This window comes from Mesorhizobium sp. B2-6-4 (assembly GCF_006441495.1).
Taxonomy (GTDB): Bacteria; Pseudomonadota; Alphaproteobacteria; order Rhizobiales; family Rhizobiaceae; genus Mesorhizobium.
The window spans coordinates 324,449-349,824 of sequence record NZ_VFUE01000001.1 but is presented as its reverse complement, the minus strand read 5'-3'; the positions used below and the strand labels follow the sequence as shown (position 1 = coordinate 349,824).

The following is a 25,376-nucleotide window of genomic DNA, read 5'->3' as shown; positions in this document are numbered from 1 at the left end:
ATGACCAACGAAGGCCCTGCCACAATCGAAGCCGCGACCGTCGTCAGGCCGCAGGACGCCCGGCTGCAGATGTTCGCCGAGTTCTGGCACTATTTCTCGATCAACAAGGGCGCGGTGATCGGCCTCTTCGTCTTCGCGCTGCTGATCCTGATCGCCGTCTTCGCGCCGCTGCTCGCCCCGCATTCGCCGGACGACCAGTTCCGCGACTTCTTCCTGACGCCGCCGGCCTGGCAGGCGGGCGGCAGCGCCCAGTTCCTGCTCGGTACCGACGCCGTCGGCCGCGACATTCTCTCGCGCCTGATCTACGGCTCGCGCTTCTCGCTCGCCATCGGCTTCGTCGTCGTCACCACGGCGCTGATCTCCGGCGTCATCCTCGGCCTGCTCGCCGGCTACTGCCGCGGCTGGGTGGATACGCTCATCATGCGCATCATGGACATCATCCTGGCCTTCCCGTCGCTGCTGCTGGCGCTGGTGCTGGTCGCCGTTCTGGGACCTGGGCTGGTCAACGCCATGATCGCCATTGCCTTCGTGCTGCAGCCGCACTTCGCCCGGCTCACCCGCGCCGCCGTGATGGCCGAGAAGAACCGCGAATATGTCATCTCGGCCAAGGTCGCGGGCGCAAGCCATCTCAGGCTGATGCTGGTCACCATCCTGCCCAACTGCATCGCGCCGCTGATCGTGCAGGCGACGCTGTCCTTCTCCAACGCCATCCTCGAGGCCGCCGCCCTCGGCTTCCTCGGCATGGGCGCGCAGCCGCCGACGCCGGAATGGGGCACGATGCTGGCCGAGGCGCGCGAGTTCATCCTGCGCGCCTGGTGGGTGGTGACCTTCCCCGGCCTTGCCATCCTGATCACCGTCTTTGCCATCAACCTGATCGGCGACGGCCTGCGCGACGCGCTCGACCCCAAGCTGAAGAGGTCGTGAGCATGTCCCTGCTCGAGATCAAGAATCTCACCGTTTCCTTCGACACCGCCGCCGGTCCGTTCATGGCCGTGCAGGGCATCGACCTGTCGATCGAGCCGCGCGAAGTGCTGGCGATCGTCGGCGAATCCGGTTCCGGCAAATCGGTGGCGATGCTGGCGGTGATGGGGCTGCTGCCCAACACCGCGACCGTCAAGGCCGACCGCATGGCCTTCGACGGCGTCGATCTGCTGAAGCTCAGCCCGTCCGAGCGGCGCAAGATCGTCGGCAAGGATATCTCCATGATCTTCCAGGAGCCGATCGCCAGCCTCAACCCGTGCTTCACCGTCGGCTTCCAGATCGAGGAGGTGCTGCGCTTCCATATGGGCATGGACCGCGCCCAGCGCCGCGCGCGCGCCATCGAATTGATGAAGCTCGTCGGCATTGCCGATCCGGAAGAACGGCTGAGTTCGTTTCCGCACCAGATGTCGGGCGGCCAGTGCCAGCGCGTCATGATCGCCATCGCCATCGCCTGCAATCCGAAGCTCTTGATCGCGGACGAGCCGACCACCGCGCTCGATGTCACCATCCAGAAGCAGATCCTTGATCTCCTGGTTTCGCTGCAGGCCAAATACGGCATGGGCCTGATCATGATCACCCACAATATGGGCGTGGTGGCCGAGACCGCCGACCGCGTCATCGTCCAGTACAAGGGCCGCAAGATGGAAGAGGCCGACGTGCTGTCGCTGTTCGAGAGCCCGAAAAGCAACTACACGCGCGCGCTGCTGTCGGCGCTGCCGGAGAACGCGGTCGGCGACCGGCTGCCGACCGTTTCCGACATGCTGTTCGAGCCGGCGCCCTCAGCCGCGGGAGCCTCCGCATGAGCACCACCGTCCTCGAAGGCAAGAACATCGTTCGCGACTACCATATCGGCGGCGGCCTGTTCAGCGGGCCGCGCACGGTGCACGCGGTCAAGGGCGTCTCGTTCACCGTGGACAAGGGCAAGACGCTCGCCATCGTCGGCGAAAGCGGCTGCGGCAAGTCCACGCTCGCCCGCATCATCACGCTCATCGATCCGGCGACATCGGGCGAGCTGTTCATCGACGGCAACAAGGTCGACATCGCCAGGGGCGGATTGACCAAGGAGATGCGCCGCAAGGTGCAGATCGTCTTCCAGAACCCCTACGGATCGCTCAACCCGCGCCAGAAGATCGGCGACGTGCTGGGCGAACCGCTGCTGATCAACACCGACAAGACGGCCGCCGAGCGGCGCGACCTCGCCATGAAGATGCTGAAGAAGGTCGGCCTCGGTCACGAGCACTACAACCGCTATCCGCACATGTTCTCGGGCGGCCAGCGCCAGCGCATCGCCATCGCCCGTGCGCTGATGCTGAACCCGAGCCTTCTGGTGCTGGACGAGCCGGTCTCGGCGCTCGATCTTTCGGTGCAGGCACAGGTGCTCAACCTGCTCGCCGACCTGCAGGACGAATTCCAGCTGACCTATGTCTTCATCAGCCACGATCTCTCCGTGGTGCGCTACATCGCCGACGACGTGATGGTGATGTATTTCGGCGAGGCGGTCGAATACGGCTCGCGCGACGAGGTCTTTTCAGACCCCAAGCACAGCTACACCAGGACCCTGTTCGCCGCCACGCCGCGCGCCGATGTCGCCAGCATCAAGGCGAGGCTGGCGAAGAAGAAAGCGGCTTAAGCCGCGGTGGTCGTCATCCTCGGGTCTGCGCCGCGTCGCTCCGCTCCTTGCTCCGCCCGTGGATGACGAAACGGAGGCAGTCAAGCCTCCGGTTTCTCTCGCGAAAAGGGTCGAGCGCTACGACAGCTTCGCGATGACAGCCCGCAGCGCTTCACCGAAACGCCTGACCTCGTCTACCGTATTGTAGTGCACCAGCGAGGCGCGGATGGCGCCGCTGTCCATCGACAGGTTGAGGCGCTTCATCAGGCGCGGCGCGTACATGTGGCCGTCGCGGATGCCGATCTGCATCTCAGCCATTTCCTCGACGATCCGCTGCGGCGACAATTTGCCGATGTTGAAACAGAAGGTCGGCACGCGTTCGTTGATCCGGGCCTCCTCGGAAACGCCGTAGATCCTCGCCCCGCAGCTCTTCAGCACAGCCAGCATCTCGCGCGCCAGCACCAGCTCGTAGTCGCGGATGGCGCCCATGCCGGCGACGATGTTTTCGCGCCGCGAGCGGTTGTTGGACGGCGCAAGGTTGCGGCCGATGAGTTCCAGATACTGCACCGCCGCATCCATGCCCGACACGTTCTCGTAGATGAAGGTGCCGGCCTCGACCTTGTAGGGCGGCTCGTCGGGGATGAAGTCCTCGCGGAAGGTCGGCAGTCGCTTCAGCGTTTCGAAGCGGCCCCACAGGAAACCCATATGCGGCGAGAAATTCTTGTAGCCGGAACAGACGAGATAGTCGCAATCCCAGGCCTGTACGTCGATCAGCCCATGCGGCCCGTAATGCACGCAGTCGAGGAACACTTCGGCGCCGGCGGCGTGGGCAATCCCCGCCACTGAAGCCACGTCGACGATCGAGCCGATGGAATGCGCCGTCACCGTGCAGGCGACAAGCCGGGTGCGTTCTGAAACCAGCGGGCGCAAATCGTCGACATGCAAATTGCCGTCCTCGCGCATGCGCCACCACTTGAACTTGGCGCCGGCGGATTCGAGCGCCAGCCATGTCGCGATGTTGGCGTCGTGGTCCATGTCGGTGACGACGATCTCGTCGCGCTCTCCAAGCATCTGGCCGATGCCGAGGCTGACCAGGCGGATGAACGAGGTGGCGTTCATGCCGAAGCAGATCTCGGATGGGCTGTAGGCATTGATCAGCAGTGCCACGCTTGTCCGCGCATCGGCGACCGATTGGTCAACGGTGACGCTGCGCCCATAACGGCCGCCGCGCTGCACATTGTGCGAAACCAGATGGTTGGTCACCGCATCGAGCACGCTCTGCGGAATCTGCGCGCCGGCGGCGTTGTCCAGGAAGATGAAGTCGCCTGCCCGCTGCAAGGCCGGGAACATCGCCCGGATTCTTTCAACAGGGAACGCGCCGGAAGTGCCGGTCGCATTGGCGGCTTGATGCTTGTTCATGGTCGTCTCCTGCGAAGTGCTCGGTAGAGGGGAAATTGTAGGCGCGGTCAGCGCGTCTTCTCGGTCTTGAAACGGTCTTCAAGCAGGCTGACGAGGCGAACCATCGGCCACAGGAAGATGAGATAGACCAGGGCTGCGCCGATCAGCGGCGAGGGGTTGGCGTAGAGCGACTGCGCATTGGTCGCTTCCTTCAGGAGTTCCGGCAGCGCCACGGTGGAGGCGAGCGAGGTGTCCTTGAACATCGAGACGCAGTTGCTGGTCATCGGCGGGATGACCACGCGCACCGCCTGCGGCAGCACCACCTTGCGCAAGGTCAAAAGGAACGGCAGGCCGAGCGCCTGCGACGCCTCGAACTGGCCGCGCGGAATGCTTTCGATGCCGGAGCGGAACACTTCCGCCGAATAGGCCGACATGATGATGGCGAAGGCCGTCACGGCGGAAGCCCAGGACGACAGGCGGATGCCGAGGAAGGGCAGGGCATAATAGATCAGGATCAGCACCACCAGCACCGGCAGCGCGCGGAAGATGTCGGTGTAGCCGACCGCCAGCCATCTGAGCGGCTTCGGCGCATAAAGCCGCAACAGGCTGATCACCAGGCCGATGGGGATGCCGATGCCGATGCTGAGCAGGCCGAGCAGCAGCGTGTTGAGAAAGCCGCGCAGCAGCGCCGGCAGACTGGACGCGATGACGTCGGCGTTGAAGAAGGTATCGAGCAGCGACATGGGAGGCTTTCCCGAACCGTTTGGCGTCCCTTGACGCCGGAGCAGAGGTCCGGAACAGCGAAAGCGGTTTTGCCGCGCCGCGCTGGTTCCGGGAGACTATGTATCAAACGGAACGTGCCGGCCTTTCGAGCCGGCACGTTCTCCTTGGCGGCCGCCGCTCAGGCCTTCGGCACCGGCATTTCCTTGGCGGTCGAGGAATCGGCGGGCGCGTCGCTGCCGAACCACTTCTTGTGGATCGCGGCCAGCGTGCCGTCCTTCTTCATTGCCGTCAGCGCGTCGTTGAGCTTGCCGAGCAGCGGGTGGTCCTTGGTCATCATCAGCCCGTACTGTTCGCCGGTCTTGATGCGTTCCTTGACGGTGAGATCCTTCATCTTGGTGAAGGAGTACTGCATGCCCGGAATGTCGCTGACAGCCGCGTCGATGCGCCCGGCGCTGAGGTCGAGCAAAAGGTTCTGCTGTGTGTCATAGCCCTTAACATCGCTGAGGCCATCGGCCTCCTGATGCGCCTTGACCCAGGTCTCGCCGGTCGAGCCGGACAGCACGCCGACGATCTTGCCCTTGAGGTCGGCCTCGGCCTTGATCGGGCTGTCGGTCTTGGTGGCGATGCCCATGTCGGAATCATAGTAAGGCTGCGTGAACGACTGCGACTTCAGCCGCTCCGGCGTGATGGTGATCGACGAGATGGCGACATCGATGCGCTTCGAGGTGGTGGCGGCGAACAGCGCCTGGAAGCCGAGATCGGCGATGTCGGTGGTCATGCCGACGCGCTTTGCCGCTTCGTTGACGATGTCGACTTCAAAGCCCTCGAAAGTGCCGCTCTCGTTCTTGTACTCGAACGGAGGGTTGGTCGGGTAGGCGCCGACATTGAGCACATCGGCGGCATAGGCGGTTGCCGGTCCGGCGGCGATGCCGATGGCGGCCGCGAGGAGGATGAGATTGCGACGGGTCAGGCTCATTGTTGGTCCCTCTGGGGTGTTCCCTCTGGTTGTTGATCGGGCGGGCTGATGCCCGCACGGTTTCTTGCCGCCCCACCTCCCAGCGGGGCGTCAATTCATGCTCGCCGCCATACGGTCGGGCGCTGTCCGGTCGCGGCAGACGCACATGGGCGGGAAGGCAAGGTTGGCGATGCTCTCGGTATGCGGATCGCGGATCTGGCGCGCGCACGCCATCGCACGCATGGCGCGTGTCGGAGGATGACTGGGGGCAGCATGAACGACAAGGACTGAAACCCTTTGATCCCACCCGATGCACCGATGGATGTCCGGCAAGCCCGTCCGGAACGGCAGTCGCCATCGATCGAGGAATGCTTATCCAAACCGCGGCAGTTTTCAAGGCAAAAGTTTTAAGCTTAAAAAGTTGGCGGCGACGGCGCCTGGCAAACCTTTCGATAGCGCTAGCTGCGGCCGCTACCGCCCAGCTCAGCATCCGCGCCGGCTTTGCCGGCGGCAGCGCCAGCCCCCAGAAACATCGTGTCGCTGGCCAGGATAAAGAAACTGGCGCCGAGTGTCGCCCATTGGGCGACATCCTGCGGCCTCGCGCAGAAGATCCCGGATGTCCTGCCATGCGCGATCGTCGCATCGATGATCCTGTGTATCGCTTGCGCGAGCTTGTCGGCGCCTTTCGGGCCGATCGCATCGATCGATACGGAGAGATCGCCGGGCCCGACGAAGGTCACGTCGACACCCTCGACGGCGGCGATCGCCTCGATATTGGCCAGCCCTTCCGATGTCTCGACCTGAACCGCCACGACGATGCTGTCATTGGCCTGAGCGAGATATTCGGAGATGCGGTAGCCATAGCCGGCGGCCCGCCCGGGCCCGACGCCGCGCTCGCCGGTCGGCGGATAACGCGAGGCCTTCACCGCCGCCTGCGCCTGGGCAGCGGTCGAGACGCGCGGGACGAGCACGCCTTGCGCGCCGCTGTCCAATGCCGCGGCGATCGCTTCCGGTGCATGGCCGGGCACGCGCACCATGGCCGGCACGCGATGGATGTCGGCCGCGCGCACCATCGCCTCGATCATGTCGCGCGAAATCTGGGCATGTTCCCAATCGATGCAGAGAAAATCGAGACCGGACTGCGCCATCAGCTCGACCGCAACGGGATGCGGAATGGCGGCAAAGGAACCGACGAGGCTTTCCCTGCCGATGCATTTGTCGCGAAACCCGCTCATCGTTCCATCCCCTTGTTGTCGTGCCGGAATTCATATCCGCAAACAGCGGCGAGGCGAAGCTATTTCAGGCTTGAAATATTTTCGCGCGGGCCTAGCGTGTCGATCTCCCGCCGCGAGTTCCGGACATGATCAAAGCGCATCCCCTGCACCGCCCAAACAGACTGAAGCTCGGCGTCTTCTCGACCAATGCCGATGGCGGCCTTGCCATATCGGATGTGCCTGAACGCTGGACGGCAAGCTGGCACGACAATCTGACGGCGGCGCAGATCGCCGACCGCGCGGGGCTGGAATTCCTGCTGCCGATTGCGCGCTGGCGCGGCTTTGGTGGCCGCAACAGGGTGCGCGAATGGTCGTTCGAGACCTTCACCTGGGCGGCGGCGCTCAGTGTGGCCACCGAGCAGATCGGCCTGTTCATGACCGTGCATGTGCCGCTCGTGCATCCGCTCTATGCCGCCAAGGCACTGGCGACGGTCGATCATATCAGCCAGGGCCGCGCCGGCCTCAACATCGTCTGCGGCTGGAATCCGAAGGAATTCGGCATGTTCGGCACGCCGCTGGTCGAGAAGGGGTATGATCAGGCCGCCGAATGGATCGACATTCTGGAAAGGCTTTATGCGTCGGCTGAACCTCTCGACTATGAGGGCACTTATTATCGTCTCAAGGAGGCGGTCAGCCGGCCGGCCAGCCTGCAAGTTCCGCGCCCGGTGACGATGAACGCGGCTTTCGGCGGTCCGGGCCGCGATTTCGCCGCCGCCCGTTGCGACTATCTGTTCACGACCTTTTCCGAAATGGACGATGCCGGCAAACATGTCGCCGATATCAGTGAGCGGGCCGACAAGGCTGGCCGCGAGGTCGGCGTCTACACCGTGGCGCATGTCGTCTGCCGGCCGACGATGGAGGAGGCACAGGCCTATTACACACGCTATGCCGTCGATCTGGCCGACCGTGAGGCGGTCGATGCCCATATGGCCGGCAAGAAGGAATTCTCGCGCTCGCACGACCCGCATGCCTATGACCGCTACCGCCAACGTTTCGCCGGCGGCGCCGGCACCTACCCCTTGATCGGAACGCCCGAAACGATCGCAGCCGATATGGCCGCCATTGCCGGGCATGGCTACCAGGGCATTGCGCTGTCCTTCGTCAATTACACGCAGGAACTCCCCTATTTCTGCGGTCACGTGCTGCCGCTGCTGGAGCGGGCCGGCCTTCGCGAATAAAATAGTCCTAGCGCAATTCCAGGAAAAGTGTGGACGGTTTTCCTGGGAAAAGCGCATAGCGCTTCCCCTTGGGAATTGCGCAAAAACAAAGAGATAGAGCGGTTCGCCGTTTCCGTGGAACGGTGAGCTGCTCTAGGAAAACGAATTCTTTATTCCGGGATAACCGCGGTGGCCTGGATCTCCACCTTGGCGCGGTCCTCGACCAGTGCGATCACCTGCATCGCGGCCATCGCCGGGAAATGCCGGCCGATTACCTTGCGATAGGCCTCGCCTATACCCCTGAGATTGGCCAGATATTCAGCCTTGTCGGTGAAATACCACGTCATCGACGTGATGTGCCGCGGCTCAGCTCCGGCCTCCGCCAGCACCGCGACGATATTTTGAAGCGTCTGCCGCACCTGGCCGACGAAATCGTCGGTCTCGAACTGGCACTGGCCATTCCAGCCGACCTGTCCGCCGACGAACACGAGCCTGCCGCGCGCTGCAACGCCATTGGCATAGCCGACCGGTTTTGCCCAGCCTTCCGGCTGCAGGATCTCGTGCATTTCAACTCTCCAATATCGGTCCGCAATATCCGCGTTCGAAAACAGTCCAGTCCGACGACGCGCCCTGTTCAGGCAGCGCCCATCACCTGACGCGCGATCACCACCTTCTGCACGTCGGAAGCACCCTCGTAGATGCGCAGCGCGCGGATCTCGCGATACAGGCTTTCGACGACATGACCCTTGCGGACGCCGTCGCCGCCATGCAGTTGCACCGCTTTATCGATCACCTCTTGCGCCTTGTCCGTGGCGAACAGTTTGGCCATCGCCGCCTCGCGCGTCACCCGCGCCGCGCCCATGTCCTTGGTCCAGGCGGCACGGTAGACCAAAAGCGCCGCGGCATCGACGTCGAGCGCCATGTCGGCGATATGGCCCTGCACCATCTGCAGCTCGGTCATTGGCGCGCCGAACAGCTTGCGTTCGGCCACCCGCTTGATGCTTTCATCGAGCGCGCGGCGTGCAAAGCCGAGTGCCGCCGCGCCGACGGTCGAGCGGAACACGTCGAGCACCGACATGGCAATGCGAAAGCCGTCGCCCGGTTTGCCGATCAGTGCGGCGGCCGGCAGGCGGACCTGATCGAAAGACAGTCGTGCCAGCGGATGCGGCGCTATGACTTCAAGGCGCTCCGCGATGTCGAGGCCCTTGCTGTCCCCCGGCACGATGAAGGCGGATAGCCCCTTGGCGCCGGGTGCCTCGCCTGTGCGGGCGAAGACGACATAGAGATCGGCGATGCCGCCATTGGAGATCCAGGTCTTTTCGCCCGACAGAACATAGTCGTCACCATCGCGGGTCGCGGTCATCTCCATATTGGCGACATCCGATCCCGAGCGCGGTTCCGACAGCGCAAAGGCGGAAATGATCTTGCCGGCGCGCGTCTTCGAAAGCCATTGCTGCTGTTGCGGCGTGCCGAACAGGCTGAGCGCTCCGGTGCCAAGCCCCTGCATAGCGAAGGCGAAATCGGCGAGCCCGTCATGCCGCGCCAGCGTCTCGCGCGTGATGCACAAGGTCCGCACGTCAAGCGGCCCGGGATTGCCGGTGTCGAGCGCCGTCGGCTTCAGCCAGCCGTCCCGGCCGAGTTTTTGCACCAGCTCGCGGCAGGCGGCGTCGACGTCATGGTGATCGACGGGTAGGTTCTTCGCGCACCATGCTTCGAGGTGCTCGGCCAGTTCGCGATGACGGTCTTCGAAGAAGGGCCAGTCGAGGAAGGAGCGGTCAGGCATGCCTATCTCCTTCTGCGCCGAGTTCCTTCACACCCCCCTCTGGCCTGCCGGCCATCTCCCCCGCAAGGGGGGAGATCATCTGGCTGTCATGTTTTCGCCAATAATAGACGTTGCCGAAGGAGCGGCGACGCTGAGGCTGCCAATCTCCCCCCTTGCGGGGGAGATGGCCGGCAGGCCAGAGGGGGGTGCCTGGGCAAAAACCGCTCATCCTCAATTCCCCTCGAACACCGGCTTTTCCTTGGCAACAAACGCCTTGTACGCCCGCTCGAAATCGCGCGTCTGCATGCAGATCGCTTGCGCCTGAGCTTCCGCCTCGATCGCCTGGTCAAGGCCCATCGACCATTCCTGGTTCAACTGCGTCTTGGTAATGCCGTGAGCGAAGGTCGGGCCGGAGACGATGCGCGCCGCCATGTCGAGCGCGTCGGCCTCGAGCGATGCGGCATCGACCAACCTGTTGTAGAACCCCCAGCGCTCGCCTTCGGCAGCCGTCATGTTGCGGCCGGTGTAGAGCAGTTCGGCGGCGCGGCCCTGGCCGATGATGCGCGGCAGGATCGCGCAGGCTCCCATGTCGCAGCCGGCAAGACCGACGCGGGTGAACAGGAATGCCGTCTTGGCGTCCGGCGTAGCGATGCGGATGTCGGAGCTCATGGCGATAATGGCGCCGGCGCCGACCGCCACGCCGTCGACCGCCGCGATGATTGGCTTGCCGCAATTCAGCATCGCCTTTACGAAATCGCCGGTCATGCGGGTAAAGGCCAAGAGTTGCTTCATGTCCATCTTGACCAGCGGTCCGATAATGTCGTGGACATCGCCGCCGGAGCAGAAATTGCCGCCATTGGACAGGAACACCACGGCATCGACATCGTCGGCATAGACGAGGTCGCGGAATGTATCGCGCAGTTCCGCATAGCTGTCGAAGGTCAGCGGGTTCTTGCGCTCCGGCCGGTCGAGCCGGACCTTGGCGATCCGGCCTTCGACCTGCCAGAGGAAATGCTTCGGCTTGAAGCCGGCCATCCTGCTCATTCGCGTCCCTCCCAGTTGCTGCGGAACGAGGTCAGCATGCCGGTCAGCCGGCGTGCGTCGTCCTCGCTCACCTTGCCCAGCAATTCGCCGACCCAGCCCTCGTGAGCGGCAGCGATGACGGCGAAGGATTTGGAGCCTTCATCCGTCAGCCGCACCATCGAGGTGCGGCGGTCGCCATTGCGGCGGGCGCGCGCGACCAGCCCCTCGGATACGAGCCGATCTACGATGCCCGTGACATTGCCGTTGGATACCAGCAGGAAGCGCGACAGATCGCTCATCAGCATGCCTTCGGGCGCTCGGTAGAGCGCGGCCATCACGTCGAAGCGCGGCAACGTCGTGTTGAATTCCTTCTTCAGCCGCTCGCGCAGTTCGGCCTCGATCGTGCGCGAGGCGCGCAGCAGCCTGATCCACAGCCGCAAGCGGTCCTTGCCGGGTCCCGACGGCGCGGGCAGGGGGCCGGCTACCATGTTTCGCCTCCTGAGATCGAAATTGCCTGTCCGGTGATCGACGCCGCCGCATCGCCGCACAGCCACAGCACGGCGGCGGCAATTTCCTGCGGCTGGATGAAGCGGCCTTGTGGATTGGTCGAGGCAAGGCTCGCCCGCGCCTGTTCAGTCGAACGGCCGGTTTTTTCAACGATCCGCTCGATGGACTCGTCCAACATGTCCGTCTCGACAAACCCCGGGCACACCGCATTGACGGTCACGCCGGATTTCGCCGTCTCGGCAGCCAGCGCCCGCATCAGGCCGACGACGCCATGCTTGGCCGCCACGTAAGGCGCAACATAGGCGTAGCCTTTCAGTCCGGCGGTAGACGCGATGAAGACGATGCGGCCCGCCTTGCGCGCGGCCATGCCGGCGAGCGCCGGCTTCACCGTCAGGAAAGCGCCGGTCAGGTTGACGTCCAGCGTCCGCTGCCAGTCGGCCAGCGTGGTCTTGTGCGCCGGCGTGCTGCCCGCCATGCCGGCATTGGCGACGACGATGTCGAACGGCCCGCGCGCGGCCTCCGCCGTCTCGTAAAGCGATGCCATCGCCGCCTCATTGGTGACATCGGCAGTGATGACGAAAACGCCTTTGCTTTCGCCAGCCACCTTGGCCAGCTCCGCCTCGCGGCGGCCGCATATGGTGACGTCGATGCCGGCACCAGCCAGCGCCAGAGCGATCGCTCGGCCGACACCAGACCCGCCGCCGGTGACAAGGGCATGGCTGCCGGCGATCATCGCGGCGGCCGTCATACTTTCAGCCCCGCTGCGGCGTCGCGTTCGGCCAGTCGGTAGATCTGGTCGCGCCCCGGCAGATAAGGATCCGGCCATTTCACGCCACGGTCGCCGAGCGCCACCGCCGCATGCAGCGTCCAGTAGGGATCGGCGAGATGCGGCCGTGCCAGCGCCACCAGGTCGGCGCGGCCGGCCATCAGGATCGAATTGACATGGTCCGGCTCATAGATGTTGCCGACCGCCATCGTCGCCATGCCGACCTCGTTGCGGATGCGGTCGGAAAACGGCGTCTGGAACATGCGGCCATAGACCGGCTTTGCCAGCACCGAAGTTTGTCCTGCCGAGACGTCGCAAATGTCGACGCCGGCCTCATGCAACAGCCGCGCGATCTCGACGGCGTCGGCGGGTGTTACGCCTTCGATGCCGACCCAGTCATTGGCCGAAATGCGCATTGAGATCGGCTTCTGCGCCGGCCAGGCGGCGCGTACGGCGCGAAAGATTTCAAGGGGATATCGCATGCGGTTTTCCAGCGAACCGCCATACGCATCCGTGCGCCGGTTGGTGACCGGCGTGATGAAGGACGACAGGAGATAGCCGTGCGCGGCGTGGATCTCGAGCATGTCGAAGCCGCAGCGGTCGGCCATCTCAGCCGAAGCCACGAACTCGTCGCGCACTCTGTCCATGTCGGCGCGATCCATGGTCTTCGGCACCTGATTCTGCGGCGACCAAGCGACCGCCGATGCCGCCATGACTGGCCAGTTACCCGAGGCGAGCGGCACGTCCGTGCCTTCCCACCCAACCTGGGTCGAACCCTTGGCGCCGGAATGGCCGATCTGTGCGCAGATCTTCGCCTCGGTCTCGGTATGGACGAAATCGACCAGCCGTTTCCACGCCGCCTCATGTTCGGGCGCATAGAAGCCCGGGCAGCCGGGCGTGATCCGCCCTTCGGGGCTGACGCAGGTCATCTCGATATAGATGAGCCCGGCGCCGCCCTTGGCACGCTCGGCATAGTGCGTGAAATGCCAGTCCGTCGGGCAGCCGTCGACGGCCTTGTACTGCGCCATCGGCGAGACGACCACGCGGTTGCTGAGCCGCATGTCGCGCAGCTTGAAGGGCGCGAACATTGGCGCGCGGCGCAGCCTGTTGGCGCCGGCGCCCGCCTGGCGCTGGAACCATTCCTCCGCGCTTTCAAGCCACTCCGCGTCGCGCAGCCGTAGGTTTTCGTGGCTGATGCGCTGCGAACGGGTCAGCAGCGAATAGTTGAACTGCACCGGATCGAGGCCGAGATAGCGCTCGACCTCCTCGAACCATTCGAGCGAATTGCGTGCCGCCGACTGCAGCTTCAGCACCTCGGTGCGGCGCGCATCCTCATATTTGCGGAAGGCGGCGTCGAGGTCCGGTTCGGTTTCGACATACTCGGCCAGCGCAACCGCGCTTTCCAGCGCCAGCTTGGTGCCGGAGCCGATCGAGAAATGCGCTGAAGCCGCCGCGTCGCCCATCAGCGCCAGGTTCTCGAACGACCAGCGCTCGCACAGCACGCGCGGGAAATTGATCCAGGCCGAACCCCTGATGTGGTTGGCATTGGTCATCAGCTTGTGGCCGCCAAGATGCTTTTCGAAGATGCGCTCGCAGACGGCGATGGATTCCTGCTGCGTCATGGCGCCGAAGCCGAAGGCGGCCCAGGTCTGTTCGCTGCACTCGACGATGAAGGTCGCGGTGTCGCTGTCGAACTGGTAGGCGTGCGCCCACACCCAGCCATGCTCGGTCTTTTCGAAGATGAAGGTGAAGGCGTCGTCGAATTTCTGGTGGGTGCCGAGCCACACGAACTTGCATTTGCGCGTGTCGATGTCGGGCTTGAAGATGTCGACGAAGCTGTTGCGCGCCCTGGAATTCAGCCCGTCTGCGGCGACGACCAGGTCATGCGTCTCCATATAGGGCCGGGGATCGGCGATGTCGGTCTCGAACACCAGCTTGACACCGAGCTCGCGTGCGCGCCGCTGCAACAGGATCAAGAGCCGCTTGCGGCCGATGCCGCAGAAGCCGTGGCCTGAGGATACAGTGCGCACGCCGTCATGGACCACGGCGATGTCGTCCCAATACGCAAAATGCTTCTTGATCCAGACGGCGCTGACCGGATCGTTCCTGGCCAGATTCTCAAGCGTTTCGGCTGACAGAACGACGCCCCAGCCGAACGTGTCGTCGGCGCGATTACGCTCGAAAACCGTCACATCGTGCGCGGCGTCCCTCAGCTTCATCGAAATGGCGAAGTAAAGGCCGGCTGGTCCGCCGCCGAGAACCGCAACCTTCATCTGTGCGATCTCCTCTTCGCTTGCTTGATTTCAGTATCGCGCCGGGGCCAAGATATTTCAAGCTTAAAGTTTTATGCCGAAACGATTATGCGAAATAGCGGACCGCGCGCTCGCGCATCGCCGCACGCGCGGTCCGTGGGGTCACTTTTCCGGGTTCTTCGGGCTCCACAGCACCGTCTCGGCACCCTTCTCGTAAGCCATGCCGTCGGGATAGCTGATCGCTTCCAGCTGCAAGCCCCAAGGCGCCTGGAAGTAAAGGATGGTCTGGCCGGCGGCGGGTCCTTCCTTGACCGGCAGCGGCCCCAACCTGGTCTTTACGCCCTTGGCCTCGAGATAGGCTTTCGCCGCCGCGACGTCGTCGACATAGAAGGCGATGTGAAAACCGCCAATGTCGCTGTTCTTCGGTGTCAGGTCCTTCTGGTCCGGCGCGGTGTATTTGAACAGCTCTATGTTCGACCCCGTGCCGCAGCGAACCATGGTGACCTGCTCGATGACAGCCTTCGGATCGACGCCGAGAAGATCCTGCATGAAGGTGCCCTTGTCGTCGGCGAACGGGCCGAACGACATTGCCTTCTTGCAGCCGACCACGTCGGTGAAGAAATCGACCGCCTGCTTCATGTCGGGAACCGTGATGCCGGTGTGGTCGTGCCCGCGCATGCCGGGGATCGAGCTTGCTGCCGCCACACCGGTGCTGCCGAGGATGGCGGCAGCGAGTGCTGCATTTCGAATTGTTGTCTTCATGTCAGTTTCTCCTCCATTTGGCGGGGCTTTGTCATTGGCCGGTCGCACATCCGAGCCCGCTTTTCGGCGTGCGTATGCATTCATGTCGGAGCCTTGGCAGCGGAAGGAATATCCAGCCAGCCGTCGTCGATTTCGGGCAGTGGGATGGCCGCGATCAGGTCGCGCGTGTAGGTCTGTCGGGGATTTTCGAAGAGAGCGTCCGTCGCGCTCGCTTCGACGATCCTGCCTTCGCGCATGACGATGACCTGCCGGCACAGCCGCCGGATGACCGACAGATCGTGGCTGATGAAGGCGACCGTCAGCCCCATCTCCTCCGCCAGTTTCTCCAGAAGGGTGAGGATCTGCGCCTGCGTCGAGACGTCGAGGCCGGAGACGATCTCGTCGGCCAGCACGAATTTCGGCGCCAGCGCCAGCGCGCGCGCTATGCCGACGCGCTGGCGCTGGCCGCCCGACAGTTCGTGGCGGTAGCGGCCGGCGAAGCTCTGCGGCAGGCCGACGCGCTGCAAGGCCTCGGCCACGCGGTCCCTGAGATTGTCGCCAAGCCCGTTCTGCTTCAGCGGCGCGGCAATGATGCTGGCAATGGTGCGGCGCGGGTTGAGCGACGACATAGGATCCTGGAAGATCATCTGCAGATCGCGGCGCAGCGGCCGCAACTCCGCCTCCGGCAGATGTGTGATGTCTATGCCGTCGAAGCTGATGCTGCCGGCGCTGGGCTCCAGCAGTCGTACCAGGGCACGGCCGAGCGTCGACTTGCCGGATCCGGACTCGCCGACGATGCCGGTCACCGATCCCTTGGGCAGGTCGAAGTCCAGGCCTTTTAGGATTTCCGCCAGCGGCGCGCGGCCGATCAGCGGCTTGCGGGTCATGTCGGGCAGCGCGACTTTCAGACCGCGCACGGAAAACAGCGGCTCAGCCATGCGGTCGCCTCCACGCCTGGTCCGCGGCCGCAATCTCCGTGGCAAGCCCGGCCAGCACTGCCTCGTCGACCGGCTTTAGCGAGGCGAGGGGATCGGTGTAGCGCGGCGTTGCCGCCATCAGTGCCCGTGTGTAGGGGTGCTGCGGTGCCGCGAAGAGGGCAGCTGTTTCGGCCTCTTCCACGACCTTGCCGGCATAGAGCACCGAGACCTTCTGGCTGATCTTGGAGACGACGCCGAGGTCGTGGGTGACGAACAGGATCGCCGTGCCGTGCTCGCGCTGCAACGCAGCGATGAGCCGCAGGATCTGCTTCTGCACGGTGACGTCGAGCGCCGTGGTCGGCTCGTCGGCGACGATCAGCCGGGGCTCGGCGGCGAAGGCTGCGGCGATCAGCACGCGCTGGCGCATGCCGCCGGAAAGCTCGTGCGGGTAGCTTTTCAGTACCCGGTCGGGGTCACGGATCTGCACCTCGTCCAGCAATTGCCGGATGCGGGTTTCGGCCCTCTCGCCGCTCCAGCCGAGGATGCGCACCAGCCGGTCGGTCGTTTGCGGGCCGATGCGGCGCGACGGGTTGAGCGCGGTCAGCGGATCCTGCGGGATCAGTGCGGTGCGCGCGCCGATCAGCGTGCGCCGTGCCTTCGGGTTGAGCTTGCCGAGGTCTTCGCCCTCGAGCCGCATATCGCCCTCGACGATGCGCACGCTCGACGGCAAGACGCCAAGTACCGCCTTGCCGATCATCGTCTTGCCGGCGCCGCTTTCACCGACCAGTGCTCGCACTTCGCCGGGCTGCACGGCAAGCGACACCGAGCGCAGCACGCGCTGGCCGTTCGGCAGCACGGCGCTCAACTCCTTGATATCGAGACAGGCGCTCATCGCAGCACCGGATCGAAACGTGTCTTCAGCGCCTCGCCGAACTGGCTGAACGACAGCACGGTCAGGATCAGCGTGATCAGCGGGAATACCAGCACCCACCAGGCCTGGTGGATCGACAGCCGGCCCTCGGCGATGATGCCGCCCCAGGTCGGGTCGTCGGTCGAGATCGACAGGTTGACGAAGGACAGGATCGCCTCGACGATGACGGCGATGCCCATTTCCAGCGACAGCAGCGCCACGATCGATGGCACCACATTGGGCAGCACTTCGCGCAGCATGATGCCGATGCGGCCATAGCCGGCGATGCGGGCGTTCTCGACATAGTCCATGCGCGACTGGCCCATCGCCTCGGCGCGGATGACCCGGCAGAAACGCGTCCAGTCGATGATCGCGATCGCCAGGATGACAGAGCTCAAACCCGTGCCGAGCACGGCAACCAAAAGGATGGCGAACAGCACCGGCGGGAATGCCATCCAGACATCGACGATGCGCGAGATGATGCGGTCGGCCCAGCCGCCGAAATAGCCTGCGATCAAGCCCAGGGTCGAGCCGACGAGGCAGGCGGCACTGGCGGCGGCGAACGCAACGATGAAGGCGATGCGCCCGCCGAAGATCAGGCGTGACAACAGATCCCGGCCGAGGCTGTCGGTGCCCAGCCAATAGCCGGGCTCCGCGCCATCGAGCCAGAACGGCGGCAAACGTTCGAGCATAAGATCCTGCGCAAGCGGGTCCTGCGGCGCGACCAGCGGCGCCAGGATCGCCGCCAGCAGCACCAGCAGCAGCCAGCCGCCGGCCAGCCAAAGCCTGGCGCTTGAGCCGTGTCTTGAGATGCGCCTCTCATCCATGGCGCAGCCTCGGATTGAGCAGCGCATACATCATGTCCACGGCGAGATTGATCAGCACGAACAACAGCGCGAAGACCAGCACGATGCCCTGGATCAGCGGCAGGTCGCGGTTGATGACCGCGTCGATCGCCATGTTGCCGAGACCCTCATAGGAAAACAGCCGCTCGACGATGACCGTGCCCCCGATCAGGAAGGTGAACTGCACGCCGACCAGCGTCAGCGTCGGCAGGGCGGCATTCTTCAGCGCCTCGCGTAGGATGACCTGCGTTTCCGAAAAACCCTTCACCCGCGCCAGCACGACATAGTCGAGGTCGAGCACTTCCTTCAGCGATTGTTTCAGTAGCTGCGAGATGATCGCCGCCAGCGGCAATGCCAACGCCACTGCCGGCATAAGCATGTGCTTCAGGAGATCCCATGTGAGATCGAGGCGGAGCCGAAGCAAGCTTTCGAACAGATAGAACTGGCTGACGAAGGGCAGGTCGAGTTGCGGCGAGACCCGGCCGGAAATGTCGAAGATCGGCACCAGCACCCCGAACAGCAGGATCAGCACCAGGCCCCAGAGGAAGTCGGGAATGGAAAGTGCCGCCCCGCTGGCGATGTCGATGCCGGCCTCCACCGCCGTGCCTCGTTCGCGGGCGCCGAGGATGGCCATCGTCCCCCCGATCGCCACCGCCATGATAAGCGCGACGATGGCGAGTTCCAGCGTTGCCGGCAGCCGGTTGAAGACAAGCCCGAGCACGTCCTGCCGCAGCGAGATCGAGGTGCCGAAATCGCCTTTGACGACGCCGGACAGCCAGATGAAGAACTGCTCGACAATCGTCTTGTCGAGGCCGTAGAGCGCCCGCAGCCAGGCGATGTCGACATCGGTCGCGCCGGGCGGCAGCATCATGGCGATCGGATCGCCGGGAGCGATGCGGATCACGACGAAGACGACGACGGCCACGCCGAACAGCGTGATCAGCATCGTCAAAAGACGGATCAGGAATCGTTGCAGGAGCATGTAAATCTTTGCTGGAGCCCGCAGACTCGTATGCCGAAAGAAGATGCGCGCCGTCGCTATGGACGGCGCGCGGCAAGCCCGGCCGATATCAGGCCGGGGTCATCAGGGCCGGCAACAGCGCGCCGGACACATGCTGCACGACGTTGACGCCCTTGGCATGCACGATCGGCTGCGCATACTGCATCAGCGGCAGCACATAGGCTTGCTCGGCGATGTATTTGTCCACCGCCTTCCAGCCGGCGATGCGCTTGGCCTCGTCCTTCTCACCCCACAGCGGGTTGATCATGTCGATCAGATCCTGGCTGTCCCACACCGAGTGCGGGCTCGGACCATACATGGCAAAGCCGGTGGAGGTGGTCGGGTCGCCGATGGCGTTGCCCCAGTTGTAGAAGGCCGCCGGCGCCAGCTTGTCGGCGGCGCGCAATTCGTAATGCTTGGCGATCTCGTAGACTTCAATGGTGGCCTCGATGCCGACCTTGCGCCACATGCCGACGATCGCCTGGATCATCTCGTAGTCCTTGGGCTTGAAGCCCTTGGTCGTCTGGATGGTGAACTTGACCGGCTTTTCCGGCGAATAGCCGGAAGCGGCCAGCAATTGCTTGGCCTTTTCCGGATTGTGCTCGATCTTGATCGACGCGTCGTAGGCCGCGTATTCCGGCGTTTCCAGCGTGGCGAGCGGCTGGCCGTAGCCGCGCAGCAGCCGCTTGACCAGAAGCTCCTTGTCGACCGCCATGACGGCTGCCTGGCGCACGTTCTTGTCCAGCATCGCCTCGACGTCGTTGAAGAAGATCATGCCGATGTCGGAAACATTCTTGATCGAGCCGGCAAGGCCGTCCTTGGCGATCAGGCGGTCATACTCCTCATAGGGAATCTCGAGCGTCACCTGCGAGGAGCCGGACTCGATTTCGGCGACACGGCTCGCCGCGTCTGTGACGAATTTGATCGTCACGTTCTCGAATGCCGGCTTGCCGCCCCAGTACTTCGGATTGGCCTTCAGCCGCAGGAAGGCGTTGCGTTCGAACTTCTCGACCATGTACGGGCCGGTGCCGATCGGAGCCTTTTCGAAACCTTCGGCGCCCACCTTCTCGTAATAGGCCTTCGGCATGATGTAGCCCGTGAGGAACGACATCCACTTGAAGTAGACCGGGTCGAACTGCACGACATCGCCCGTGATCTTGTTGCCCTCGATCTTGAAGTTGTTGACGTTCTTCCACACGAACTGGATCGGGTTGCCGGTCTTTTCATCGCCAGCCCGCTGCAACGACCAGACCACGTCCTCGGGCGTGAACGGCGAGCCGTCATGCCAGGTTACGCCCTCGCGCACCGTCATCATGATCTTGGTGCGGTCGTCATTCCAGCCCCACTCGGTGAGCAGCCCCGGCGCGAAGGACAGGTCCGGCTTCTGCGGGATGAACTGATCGAACACCGACTGGTAGAGGCCCTGGATGGTCGGGTTGACCGCCGAAGGTCCGGTGGTCGGATCCCAGGACGGCAGGTTGACATTGTAGGCGATGGTCAGTTCGCCGGCCGCCGCCCCGGCGATCTTCGGCAGGCCGATGACCGTCGCCCCGAGTGCGGCGGCACCGTATCCGAGCAATTCGCGTCTGTTGATTGTCATGGTCGTTCCCCTTGTTGGTTTTTCTGTTTTCCGTGCACGGCTTCGTTGTTTGATCAGTGGGTTCCCTGGGCAACCGTACCTTGCCTTGCTCCACCCCAACGCCTTTCGGCTGCTACCTCCCGCCAAGCTGTTGCGCCAGCATGAAGCCCGAGGCGGCACCCGTGCCGGCGCCCGGCCATGTGGCGGCACCGGTGAGATGCAGATTGGCCACAGGCGTGTTCCAACCGGCGTAGCCGCGTGCCGGGCGAAACAGGAAATTCTGTGCCAGGTGGTGGCTACCACAAACCTGGTCGCCGCCGACGAGGTTCGGGTTCTCGCGCTCGAGGTCGATGGGCGAGAACACGGCCTGGCCAAGGATCTTGGCTCGCAGGCCGGGCGCGTAGGTTTCGACGATGTCGAGCACGCGCTCGGCATAGCGATCCTTGACCTGATCCCAATGCGCGGGCGTGATCTTGCCGGCGGCGTCGCCAAGGATTTCTGCCGGCAGCATGCGCACCTGCACCCACAGCACATGCTTGCCTTGAGGCGCGCGCGACGGATCGACCGCGGTTGGTTGGCCGACGACCAGCACCGGCTCGTCCGGCAGCACGCCCGCCATCGCCTGCTGATAGGTGCGCGACATGGCGTCGAGCGACGGTGACAGATGCACATAGGCGAACTGCCGCAACTCGGCGCCGGCGCGCCAGTCCGGCAGATCGTCTAGCGCCAGATGGATCATCATGGTGCCCGGCGCGTGCCGGAATTTTTGCATCGCCGTGTCGAAGCCGGCGTCGCCGGAACCGTTGGGCAAAAGCGTGCCGGCCAACGCCTTGGGTGCAACGCCGGCAATGAGCGCCCTGGTGGCCGTGTGCGTCTCACCGGACTTGAGCCGCACACCCGTCGCCTTGCCGGCCGAAACCGTGATTTCGGCCACCTCGGCGTTGGTGAAGATCTTGCCGCCGGCGCCCGTGACCATCCCCGATAAGGCACGAATGATGGTGTGGGCGCCGCCCTTGCCCAGCACCATGCCGAAACTCTGGTTGGCCATGGATTCCAGATAAGGGAACACGGCACCGCCTGCGATGTCGGGCGCAAAGTCGAGATGCATGCCCCAGGTGGCGAGCGTCGCCCGCACATGGGGCGACTCGAAAGTCTCCTCCAGCCACGCGCGGGGCGAGGAAAGCAGCAGGCGCCCGGTGTCGAGCGCGCCGGCGAGGCCCTTCTTGCGCCAAAGGTTCCACGCCGTGCCGGCAAGGGCGCGGGCGCTCATCGGTGATCCCAAGAGGCGAAACAGATGCTCTGCTTCCGCCGGGAAGGCGGCGACCAGCTTGCGCCACGTGGCGGCATCGGCGGCGGAGAAGGCAGCCATGCGCGCGGCCGTCTTTTCCAGATCGTTGCTGACGCCGAACCAGCGTCCGTCCGGGAAGGCGCTGGCGAAACAGTCGGAAACCGGCGCGAATTCCAGCCCGTGGGCTTTCAATTCATTTGCATATTTCTGGTGGAAGGCCGAGCCGGCGAACAGGCTCAGATTCATCGCGCCGAAATCGTGTCGGAAACCCGGCAGCGTGAATTCGCGGGTCTGGACGGCGCCGCCGATATTTGCACTGCGCTCAAAAACCCCGGTTTTCCAGCCTTTGAGCGCCAGATGCGCGGCGCAAGCCAGACTGTTGTGGCCCGCCCCGACAAAGATGGCGTCGAACTCGCTCACGCCCCGCACCCATTTCCTTTATGCTTAAAGATAATTGCAGATGCATATGTTTTCGTCTAGTAGGATATTAAGGGCCGAGACGAGCCTTCAGCACATCAGACAAGAGGGAACAGAGACCATGGATACGCAACAACTCCTCGGCGAAGTCGCCGGCCAGCTTCTTTCAGGCGCCATCAAGGTGGTCGACCTGTCGGCGCCGCTCGGTCCTGACACGCCGCTGATCAAGCTGCCGCCGGAACTTGCCGTCGACACGCCGAAGGTCGAGATCCATAACATCTCCCGTTACGACAAGAATGGTCCCTGGTGGGCCTGGAACTGGCTGAAGCTCGGCGAACACTCGGGCACGCATTTCGACGCGCCGCAGCACTGGATCAGCGGCAAGGATTATCCGGATGGCGCCACCGACACCATTCCGGCGCAGAACTTTATTGGTCCGGTCAATGTCATCGACTGCTCCAAGGAAGCCGCCGCAGACCATGATTTCCTGCTCACCGTCGATCACATCAAGGCGTGGGAAGCCAAGCATGGCGCCATCAAATCAGGCGAATGGGTGGTGATGCGCACCGACTGGTACAAGCGCAACGGCTCGGAAGCCGAATTCCTCAACGCCAACGAGACCGGCCCACACACGCCTGGCCCGACGGCGGAAGCAATCCAGTTCCTGATCAGCAAGGACATCAAGGGCTGGGGCTCGGAGACGATCGGCACCGATGCCGGCAAGGCCGGCGGCATGGAGCCGCCATTCCCGGCTCACACGCTGATGCACAAGGCCAACCGCTACGGCCTGGCCAGCCTGTGCAACCTCGACCAGTTGCCGCCGAAGGGCGCCATCCTGATCGCCGCGCCGCTCAAGATCGAGCACGGCACCGGCAGCCCGATCCGCGCCCTGGCGCTGGTGCCGGGCAAATAGGGCGAAGTGGATCTTCGGGAGAAGATCATGCGCGCGGGCGATGATGCAGTGACGAGGTGGGAGAAGGGCAACGCTGGCGCTCTACGGCGCCCCCCTCTGTCCTGCCGGACATCTCCCCCACGAGGGGGGAGATTGGCTGCTTCCGCGCCCCGCTCATTCCTTCAGCGCTGGAGATTGGCGAAATCCGAGACGACATTCGATCTCCCCCCTTGTGGGGGAGATGTCCGGCAGGACAGAGGGGGGCGCGACGGAACTCGACATCGCGTGTTTGAACCCTACCTTCGGCCGGCCGGGGGCAGTCACCCATGAACGCCCCCGACCACATCATCGTCGGCAGCGGCATCAACGCGCTGGTCTGCGCGGCGATGCTGGGCGGCAAGGGCGCAAAGGTACTCGTGCTGGAGCGCAACGACCGCATTGGCGGCTGCATGCGCACCGAGGAAATCACCGCGCCCGGTTTCATCCATGATGTGATGGCGACGACATTCGTGCTGTTCATTACCTCGCCGGCTTACGCGGCGCTGGGCAAGGACTTGGCCCGGCATGGCCTGGAGTTCTGTCACGCGGCCACCCCGACGGGGGTGCTGCGGCCCGACGGCAGCCATGCCGTGCTCAGCACCGACCGCGCCGCCAACATCGCCGCCTTCAATGCGATCGCCGCAGGCGACGGCGACCGGCACGCCGAGGATGTCGGCGGCATCGAGCGCAATGCCGGGCTGCTGTTCGGCCTGCTCGGCGGCAGCCTTTGGTCTTATCCGACAATGAAGCTGCTCGCCGGTGATGCCTGGCGGCGGAGCCCGCGCGGGCTGGCCGCCTTTCTCGGCGATGCGCTGGTGCCGGCGCGCGGATGGCTGGAAAGCACCTATCGGTCCGAAACCATACGCGCGCTGTGGGCACCGTGGGTGCTGCATGCCGGACTTGGGCCGGAAGATGCTTTCTCCGGCCAGATCGCCAAGGTCATCGCCTTCGCGCTGGAGGCTGCGGGCGCGCCGATCGTCAAGGGCGGGGCGAAGAACCTGCTGTCGGCGTTCGAGGCACTTGTCAAAGAGCGCGGCGGGGTCATCTCCACCGAGGCCGACGTTGCCTCGATCATCCTGACCGAAGGTCGCGCCACCGGAGTGCGATTGGCCTCGGGCGAGACCGTCAATGCGAAGAAGAGCGTCATCTGCTCGGTCACGCCAACGCAGCTTTACGGTCGGCTGCTCGGCAGTGACGGCCCCAAAACCGACGTCGAAGCGACGCAAAAATACCGCTACGGCAAAGGCAATTTCCAGATCCACTATGCCCTCGACAAGCCGCCTTCATGGCGGGGCCAGGGGTTGGACAAGGTGGCGCTGCTGCATCTGACGCCTGGGTTGGACGGTGTGTCGAAGGCCTGCAACGAGGCGACGCGCGGCATGCTGCCCGAAGTGCCGACCATCTGCGTCGGCCAGCCGCACGCGCTCGATCCCTCGCGCTGCCCGCAAGGCAAGGCGATCCTGTGGCTGCAACTGCCCGAGGCTCCCCGTCACATCAAGGGTGATGCCGCCGGCAAGCTGCAGGCGCCGGCGGACGGGCAGTGGACCGACGCGCTGCGCGAGGCCTATGCCGATCGCGCCGAAGCGATCCTTGCCAGTCATATCGATGGCTTCAAGGACAGCGTCATCGCGCGCCGCGCCTATTCGCCTGCTGATCTCGAAGCGATGAACATCAATCTGGTCGGCGGCGACCCCTATGGCGGGTCCTCGACCGTCGACCAGTCCTTCCTGTGGCGGCCGTTCAAGACCAGCCGCAATCACCAGACCGGCATCAAGAACCTCTACCATATCGGCGCCTCGACCCATCCGGGCGCGGGCCTCGGCGGCGGCTCCGGCTTTCTCCTGGCGGGGAGACTATGATGGAGCAGAAAATCGCGGAAAAGCGCCAGCGCATATCGACCTTGGGTCAGATCGGCCTGCAGCAATTCGCGCCCTATCTGATGAACCGCATCATGGGCCGCTACAACGCCACCTTGCGCGACGATTTCCGCAAGCAGGGCCTGACCATTTCGCAGGTGCGGGCGCTCGCGGTGCTGTCGGTCACCGACGGCGTCACCGTCAACGACCTCTCGGTCTACACGGTGATCGAGCAGTCCACCTTGAGCCGCACGCTCGACACGCTTGAGGGGCAGGGGCTTGTGCGGCGCGAGCAGGGGGTTAGCGACAGTCGCATCCGCCATGTGTTCCTGACCGACGAAGGCCGCACCGAGTTCACCCGCGCCTGGCCGGCCATGCATGACGCTTTCGAGGCCATGTTCGACGATGTCGACGACGCCGAATACGCCGCGCTGATCGCGACATTGCAGAAAATGCTGAAGAACATTCGCAAGCACGACATCTAG

The 25,376-nt window shown here is 64.2% G+C and carries 24 protein-coding genes; 7 read left to right on the top strand and 17 right to left on the bottom strand.

Annotated features, from left to right (window positions below):
• The first annotated feature begins 69 nt into the window (after positions 1 to 69).
• The 3 genes from FJ426_RS01635 to FJ426_RS01625 are packed head-to-tail and all read left to right on the top strand — an operon-like array spanning position 70 to position 2,611.
• Positions 70 to 924: an ABC transporter permease subunit gene (locus FJ426_RS01635; protein ID WP_181169874.1), complete on the top strand. Its 855-nt coding sequence runs from the start codon at positions 70 to 72 to the stop codon at positions 922 to 924.
• Positions 925 to 926: 2 nt separating this feature from the next.
• Positions 927 to 1,784, top strand: a complete 858-nt coding sequence (locus tag FJ426_RS01630; protein ID WP_140497000.1) for an ABC transporter ATP-binding protein — start codon at positions 927 to 929, stop codon at positions 1,782 to 1,784.
• On the top strand, positions 1,781 to 2,611 hold the full coding sequence (locus FJ426_RS01625; protein ID WP_140556803.1) for a dipeptide ABC transporter ATP-binding protein: 831 nt from the start codon (positions 1,781 to 1,783) through the stop codon (positions 2,609 to 2,611). The genes FJ426_RS01630 and FJ426_RS01625 overlap by 4 nt, the downstream gene beginning before the upstream one ends.
• Positions 2,612 to 2,728: 117 nt before the next feature.
• On the opposite strand, the gene FJ426_RS01620 is transcribed toward FJ426_RS01625, so the two are convergent.
• The 4 genes from FJ426_RS01620 to FJ426_RS01605 all read right to left on the bottom strand — a co-directional run bounded on the left by FJ426_RS01620 (position 2,729) and on the right by FJ426_RS01605 (position 6,901).
• Entirely contained in the window at positions 2,729 to 4,009 is a 1,281-nt protein-coding gene (locus tag FJ426_RS01620) for a cysteine desulfurase-like protein (protein WP_140559711.1), read from the bottom strand.
• A 47-nt stretch (positions 4,010 to 4,056) separates the two neighbouring features.
• On the bottom strand, positions 4,057 to 4,731 hold the full coding sequence (locus tag FJ426_RS01615; RefSeq protein ID WP_140496993.1) for an amino acid ABC transporter permease: 675 nt from the start codon (positions 4,729 to 4,731) through the stop codon (positions 4,057 to 4,059).
• Positions 4,732 to 4,889: 158 nt separating this feature from the next.
• A complete protein-coding gene (locus FJ426_RS01610) occupies positions 4,890 to 5,687 on the bottom strand; it encodes an ABC transporter substrate-binding protein (RefSeq protein WP_140496991.1) in 798 nt (265 codons plus the stop codon).
• 437 nt (positions 5,688 to 6,124) lie between these two features.
• A complete protein-coding gene (locus FJ426_RS01605) occupies positions 6,125 to 6,901 on the bottom strand; it encodes an HpcH/HpaI aldolase/citrate lyase family protein (RefSeq protein ID WP_140559710.1) in 777 nt (258 codons plus the stop codon).
• Between the two features lie 125 nt (positions 6,902 to 7,026).
• On the opposite strand from FJ426_RS01605, the gene FJ426_RS01600 reads away from it, so the two are divergent.
• A complete protein-coding gene (locus FJ426_RS01600) occupies positions 7,027 to 8,118 on the top strand; it encodes an LLM class flavin-dependent oxidoreductase (RefSeq protein ID WP_140559709.1) in 1,092 nt (363 codons plus the stop codon).
• Between the two features lie 149 nt (positions 8,119 to 8,267).
• Here the strand turns inward: FJ426_RS01600 and FJ426_RS01595 are convergent, their stop codons facing one another.
• The 13 genes from FJ426_RS01595 to FJ426_RS01530 form a co-directional block, all read right to left on the bottom strand.
• The gene (locus tag FJ426_RS01595; RefSeq protein WP_140559708.1) at positions 8,268 to 8,663 is read right to left on the bottom strand and encodes a RidA family protein; all 396 of its coding nucleotides are present in this window, start codon (positions 8,661 to 8,663) and stop codon (positions 8,268 to 8,270) included.
• A 68-nt stretch (positions 8,664 to 8,731) separates the two neighbouring features.
• Positions 8,732 to 9,880 carry an acyl-CoA dehydrogenase family protein gene (locus FJ426_RS01590; protein WP_140559707.1) on the bottom strand — a complete coding sequence of 383 codons (1,149 nt, stop codon included), beginning with the start codon at positions 9,878 to 9,880 and terminating at the stop codon, positions 8,732 to 8,734.
• A gap of 210 nt (positions 9,881 to 10,090) precedes the next feature.
• Positions 10,091 to 10,903: an enoyl-CoA hydratase family protein gene (locus FJ426_RS01580; RefSeq protein ID WP_140559705.1), complete on the bottom strand. Its 813-nt coding sequence runs from the start codon at positions 10,901 to 10,903 to the stop codon at positions 10,091 to 10,093.
• On the bottom strand, positions 10,900 to 11,370 hold the full coding sequence (locus FJ426_RS01575; RefSeq protein WP_140513060.1) for a MarR family transcriptional regulator: 471 nt from the start codon (positions 11,368 to 11,370) through the stop codon (positions 10,900 to 10,902). The genes FJ426_RS01580 and FJ426_RS01575 overlap by 4 nt, the downstream gene beginning before the upstream one ends.
• Positions 11,364 to 12,137, bottom strand: coding sequence for an SDR family NAD(P)-dependent oxidoreductase (locus tag FJ426_RS01570; protein ID WP_140559704.1), 774 nt, complete (start codon positions 12,135 to 12,137; stop codon positions 11,364 to 11,366). The genes FJ426_RS01575 and FJ426_RS01570 overlap by 7 nt, the downstream gene beginning before the upstream one ends.
• The gene (locus FJ426_RS01565; RefSeq protein WP_140559703.1) at positions 12,134 to 14,428 is read right to left on the bottom strand and encodes a bifunctional salicylyl-CoA 5-hydroxylase/oxidoreductase; all 2,295 of its coding nucleotides are present in this window, start codon (positions 14,426 to 14,428) and stop codon (positions 12,134 to 12,136) included. The genes FJ426_RS01570 and FJ426_RS01565 overlap by 4 nt, the downstream gene beginning before the upstream one ends.
• Positions 14,429 to 14,569: 141 nt before the next feature.
• Complete coding sequence (locus FJ426_RS01560; protein ID WP_140523755.1) at positions 14,570 to 15,169, bottom strand: VOC family protein; 600 nt, start codon at positions 15,167 to 15,169, stop codon at positions 14,570 to 14,572.
• A gap of 80 nt (positions 15,170 to 15,249) precedes the next feature.
• A complete protein-coding gene (locus FJ426_RS01555; protein WP_140559702.1) occupies positions 15,250 to 16,086 on the bottom strand; it encodes an ATP-binding cassette domain-containing protein in 837 nt (278 codons plus the stop codon).
• On the bottom strand, positions 16,079 to 16,957 hold the full coding sequence (locus tag FJ426_RS01550; protein WP_140556781.1) for an ABC transporter ATP-binding protein: 879 nt from the start codon (positions 16,955 to 16,957) through the stop codon (positions 16,079 to 16,081). Before FJ426_RS01550 ends, FJ426_RS01555 begins: the two co-directional genes overlap by 8 nt.
• Positions 16,954 to 17,802, bottom strand: coding sequence for an ABC transporter permease (locus FJ426_RS01545; RefSeq protein WP_140559701.1), 849 nt, complete (start codon positions 17,800 to 17,802; stop codon positions 16,954 to 16,956). Before FJ426_RS01545 ends, FJ426_RS01550 begins: the two co-directional genes overlap by 4 nt.
• Positions 17,795 to 18,802, bottom strand: coding sequence for an ABC transporter permease (locus FJ426_RS01540; RefSeq protein WP_140559700.1), 1,008 nt, complete (start codon positions 18,800 to 18,802; stop codon positions 17,795 to 17,797). The genes FJ426_RS01545 and FJ426_RS01540 overlap by 8 nt, the downstream gene beginning before the upstream one ends.
• 88 nt (positions 18,803 to 18,890) lie before the next feature.
• A complete protein-coding gene (locus tag FJ426_RS01535) occupies positions 18,891 to 20,420 on the bottom strand; it encodes an ABC transporter substrate-binding protein (RefSeq protein ID WP_140559699.1) in 1,530 nt (509 codons plus the stop codon).
• Between the two features lie 112 nt (positions 20,421 to 20,532).
• Complete coding sequence (locus tag FJ426_RS01530; RefSeq protein WP_140559698.1) at positions 20,533 to 22,107, bottom strand: NAD(P)/FAD-dependent oxidoreductase; 1,575 nt, start codon at positions 22,105 to 22,107, stop codon at positions 20,533 to 20,535.
• Positions 22,108 to 22,225: 118 nt separating this feature from the next.
• On the opposite strand from FJ426_RS01530, the gene FJ426_RS01525 reads away from it, so the two are divergent.
• The 3 genes from FJ426_RS01525 (at position 22,226) to FJ426_RS01510 (ending at position 25,376) form a co-directional block, all read left to right on the top strand.
• The gene (locus FJ426_RS01525) at positions 22,226 to 23,017 is read left to right on the top strand and encodes a cyclase family protein (protein WP_140559697.1); all 792 of its coding nucleotides are present in this window, start codon (positions 22,226 to 22,228) and stop codon (positions 23,015 to 23,017) included.
• A gap of 305 nt (positions 23,018 to 23,322) precedes the next feature.
• Positions 23,323 to 24,894: an NAD(P)/FAD-dependent oxidoreductase gene (locus FJ426_RS01515; protein WP_140559696.1), complete on the top strand. Its 1,572-nt coding sequence runs from the start codon at positions 23,323 to 23,325 to the stop codon at positions 24,892 to 24,894.
• Positions 24,894 to 25,376, top strand: a complete 483-nt coding sequence (locus FJ426_RS01510) for a MarR family transcriptional regulator (RefSeq protein ID WP_140496955.1) — start codon at positions 24,894 to 24,896, stop codon at positions 25,374 to 25,376. The genes FJ426_RS01515 and FJ426_RS01510 overlap by 1 nt, the downstream gene beginning before the upstream one ends.

Bases quoted from the DNA above. Each gene is read 5' to 3' on its own strand.
- FJ426_RS01620 (WP_140559711.1), bottom strand. From the start codon at position 4,009: ATGAACAAGCATCAAGCCGCCAATGCGACCGGCACTTCCGGCGCGTTC.
- FJ426_RS01565 (WP_140559703.1), bottom strand. From the start codon at position 14,428: ATGAAGGTTGCGGTTCTCGGCGGCGGACCAGCCGGCCTTTACTTCGCC.
- FJ426_RS01575 (WP_140513060.1), bottom strand. From the start codon at position 11,370: ATGGTAGCCGGCCCCCTGCCCGCGCCGTCGGGACCCGGCAAGGACCGC.
- FJ426_RS01515 (WP_140559696.1), top strand. From the start codon at position 23,323: ATGAACGCCCCCGACCACATCATCGTCGGCAGCGGCATCAACGCGCTG.
- FJ426_RS01580 (WP_140559705.1), bottom strand. From the start codon at position 10,903: ATGAGCAGGATGGCCGGCTTCAAGCCGAAGCATTTCCTCTGGCAGGTC.
- FJ426_RS01590 (WP_140559707.1), bottom strand. From the start codon at position 9,880: ATGCCTGACCGCTCCTTCCTCGACTGGCCCTTCTTCGAAGACCGTCAT.
- FJ426_RS01570 (WP_140559704.1), bottom strand. From the start codon at position 12,137: ATGACGGCCGCCGCGATGATCGCCGGCAGCCATGCCCTTGTCACCGGC.
- FJ426_RS01545 (WP_140559701.1), bottom strand. From the start codon at position 17,802: ATGGATGAGAGGCGCATCTCAAGACACGGCTCAAGCGCCAGGCTTTGG.
- FJ426_RS01510 (WP_140496955.1), top strand. From the start codon at position 24,894: ATGGAGCAGAAAATCGCGGAAAAGCGCCAGCGCATATCGACCTTGGGT.
- FJ426_RS01525 (WP_140559697.1), top strand. From the start codon at position 22,226: ATGGATACGCAACAACTCCTCGGCGAAGTCGCCGGCCAGCTTCTTTCA.
- FJ426_RS01615 (WP_140496993.1), bottom strand. From the start codon at position 4,731: ATGTCGCTGCTCGATACCTTCTTCAACGCCGACGTCATCGCGTCCAGT.
- FJ426_RS01630 (WP_140497000.1), top strand. From the start codon at position 927: ATGTCCCTGCTCGAGATCAAGAATCTCACCGTTTCCTTCGACACCGCC.
- FJ426_RS01555 (WP_140559702.1), bottom strand. From the start codon at position 16,086: ATGGCTGAGCCGCTGTTTTCCGTGCGCGGTCTGAAAGTCGCGCTGCCC.
- FJ426_RS01540 (WP_140559700.1), bottom strand. From the start codon at position 18,802: ATGCTCCTGCAACGATTCCTGATCCGTCTTTTGACGATGCTGATCACG.
- FJ426_RS01550 (WP_140556781.1), bottom strand. From the start codon at position 16,957: ATGAGCGCCTGTCTCGATATCAAGGAGTTGAGCGCCGTGCTGCCGAAC.
- FJ426_RS01625 (WP_140556803.1), top strand. From the start codon at position 1,781: ATGAGCACCACCGTCCTCGAAGGCAAGAACATCGTTCGCGACTACCAT.
- FJ426_RS01605 (WP_140559710.1), bottom strand. From the start codon at position 6,901: ATGAGCGGGTTTCGCGACAAATGCATCGGCAGGGAAAGCCTCGTCGGT.
- FJ426_RS01635 (WP_181169874.1), top strand. From the start codon at position 70: ATGTTCGCCGAGTTCTGGCACTATTTCTCGATCAACAAGGGCGCGGTG.
- FJ426_RS01535 (WP_140559699.1), bottom strand. From the start codon at position 20,420: ATGACAATCAACAGACGCGAATTGCTCGGATACGGTGCCGCCGCACTC.
- FJ426_RS01610 (WP_140496991.1), bottom strand. From the start codon at position 5,687: ATGAGCCTGACCCGTCGCAATCTCATCCTCCTCGCGGCCGCCATCGGC.
- FJ426_RS01600 (WP_140559709.1), top strand. From the start codon at position 7,027: ATGATCAAAGCGCATCCCCTGCACCGCCCAAACAGACTGAAGCTCGGC.
- FJ426_RS01560 (WP_140523755.1), bottom strand. From the start codon at position 15,169: ATGAAGACAACAATTCGAAATGCAGCACTCGCTGCCGCCATCCTCGGC.
- FJ426_RS01595 (WP_140559708.1), bottom strand. From the start codon at position 8,663: ATGCACGAGATCCTGCAGCCGGAAGGCTGGGCAAAACCGGTCGGCTAT.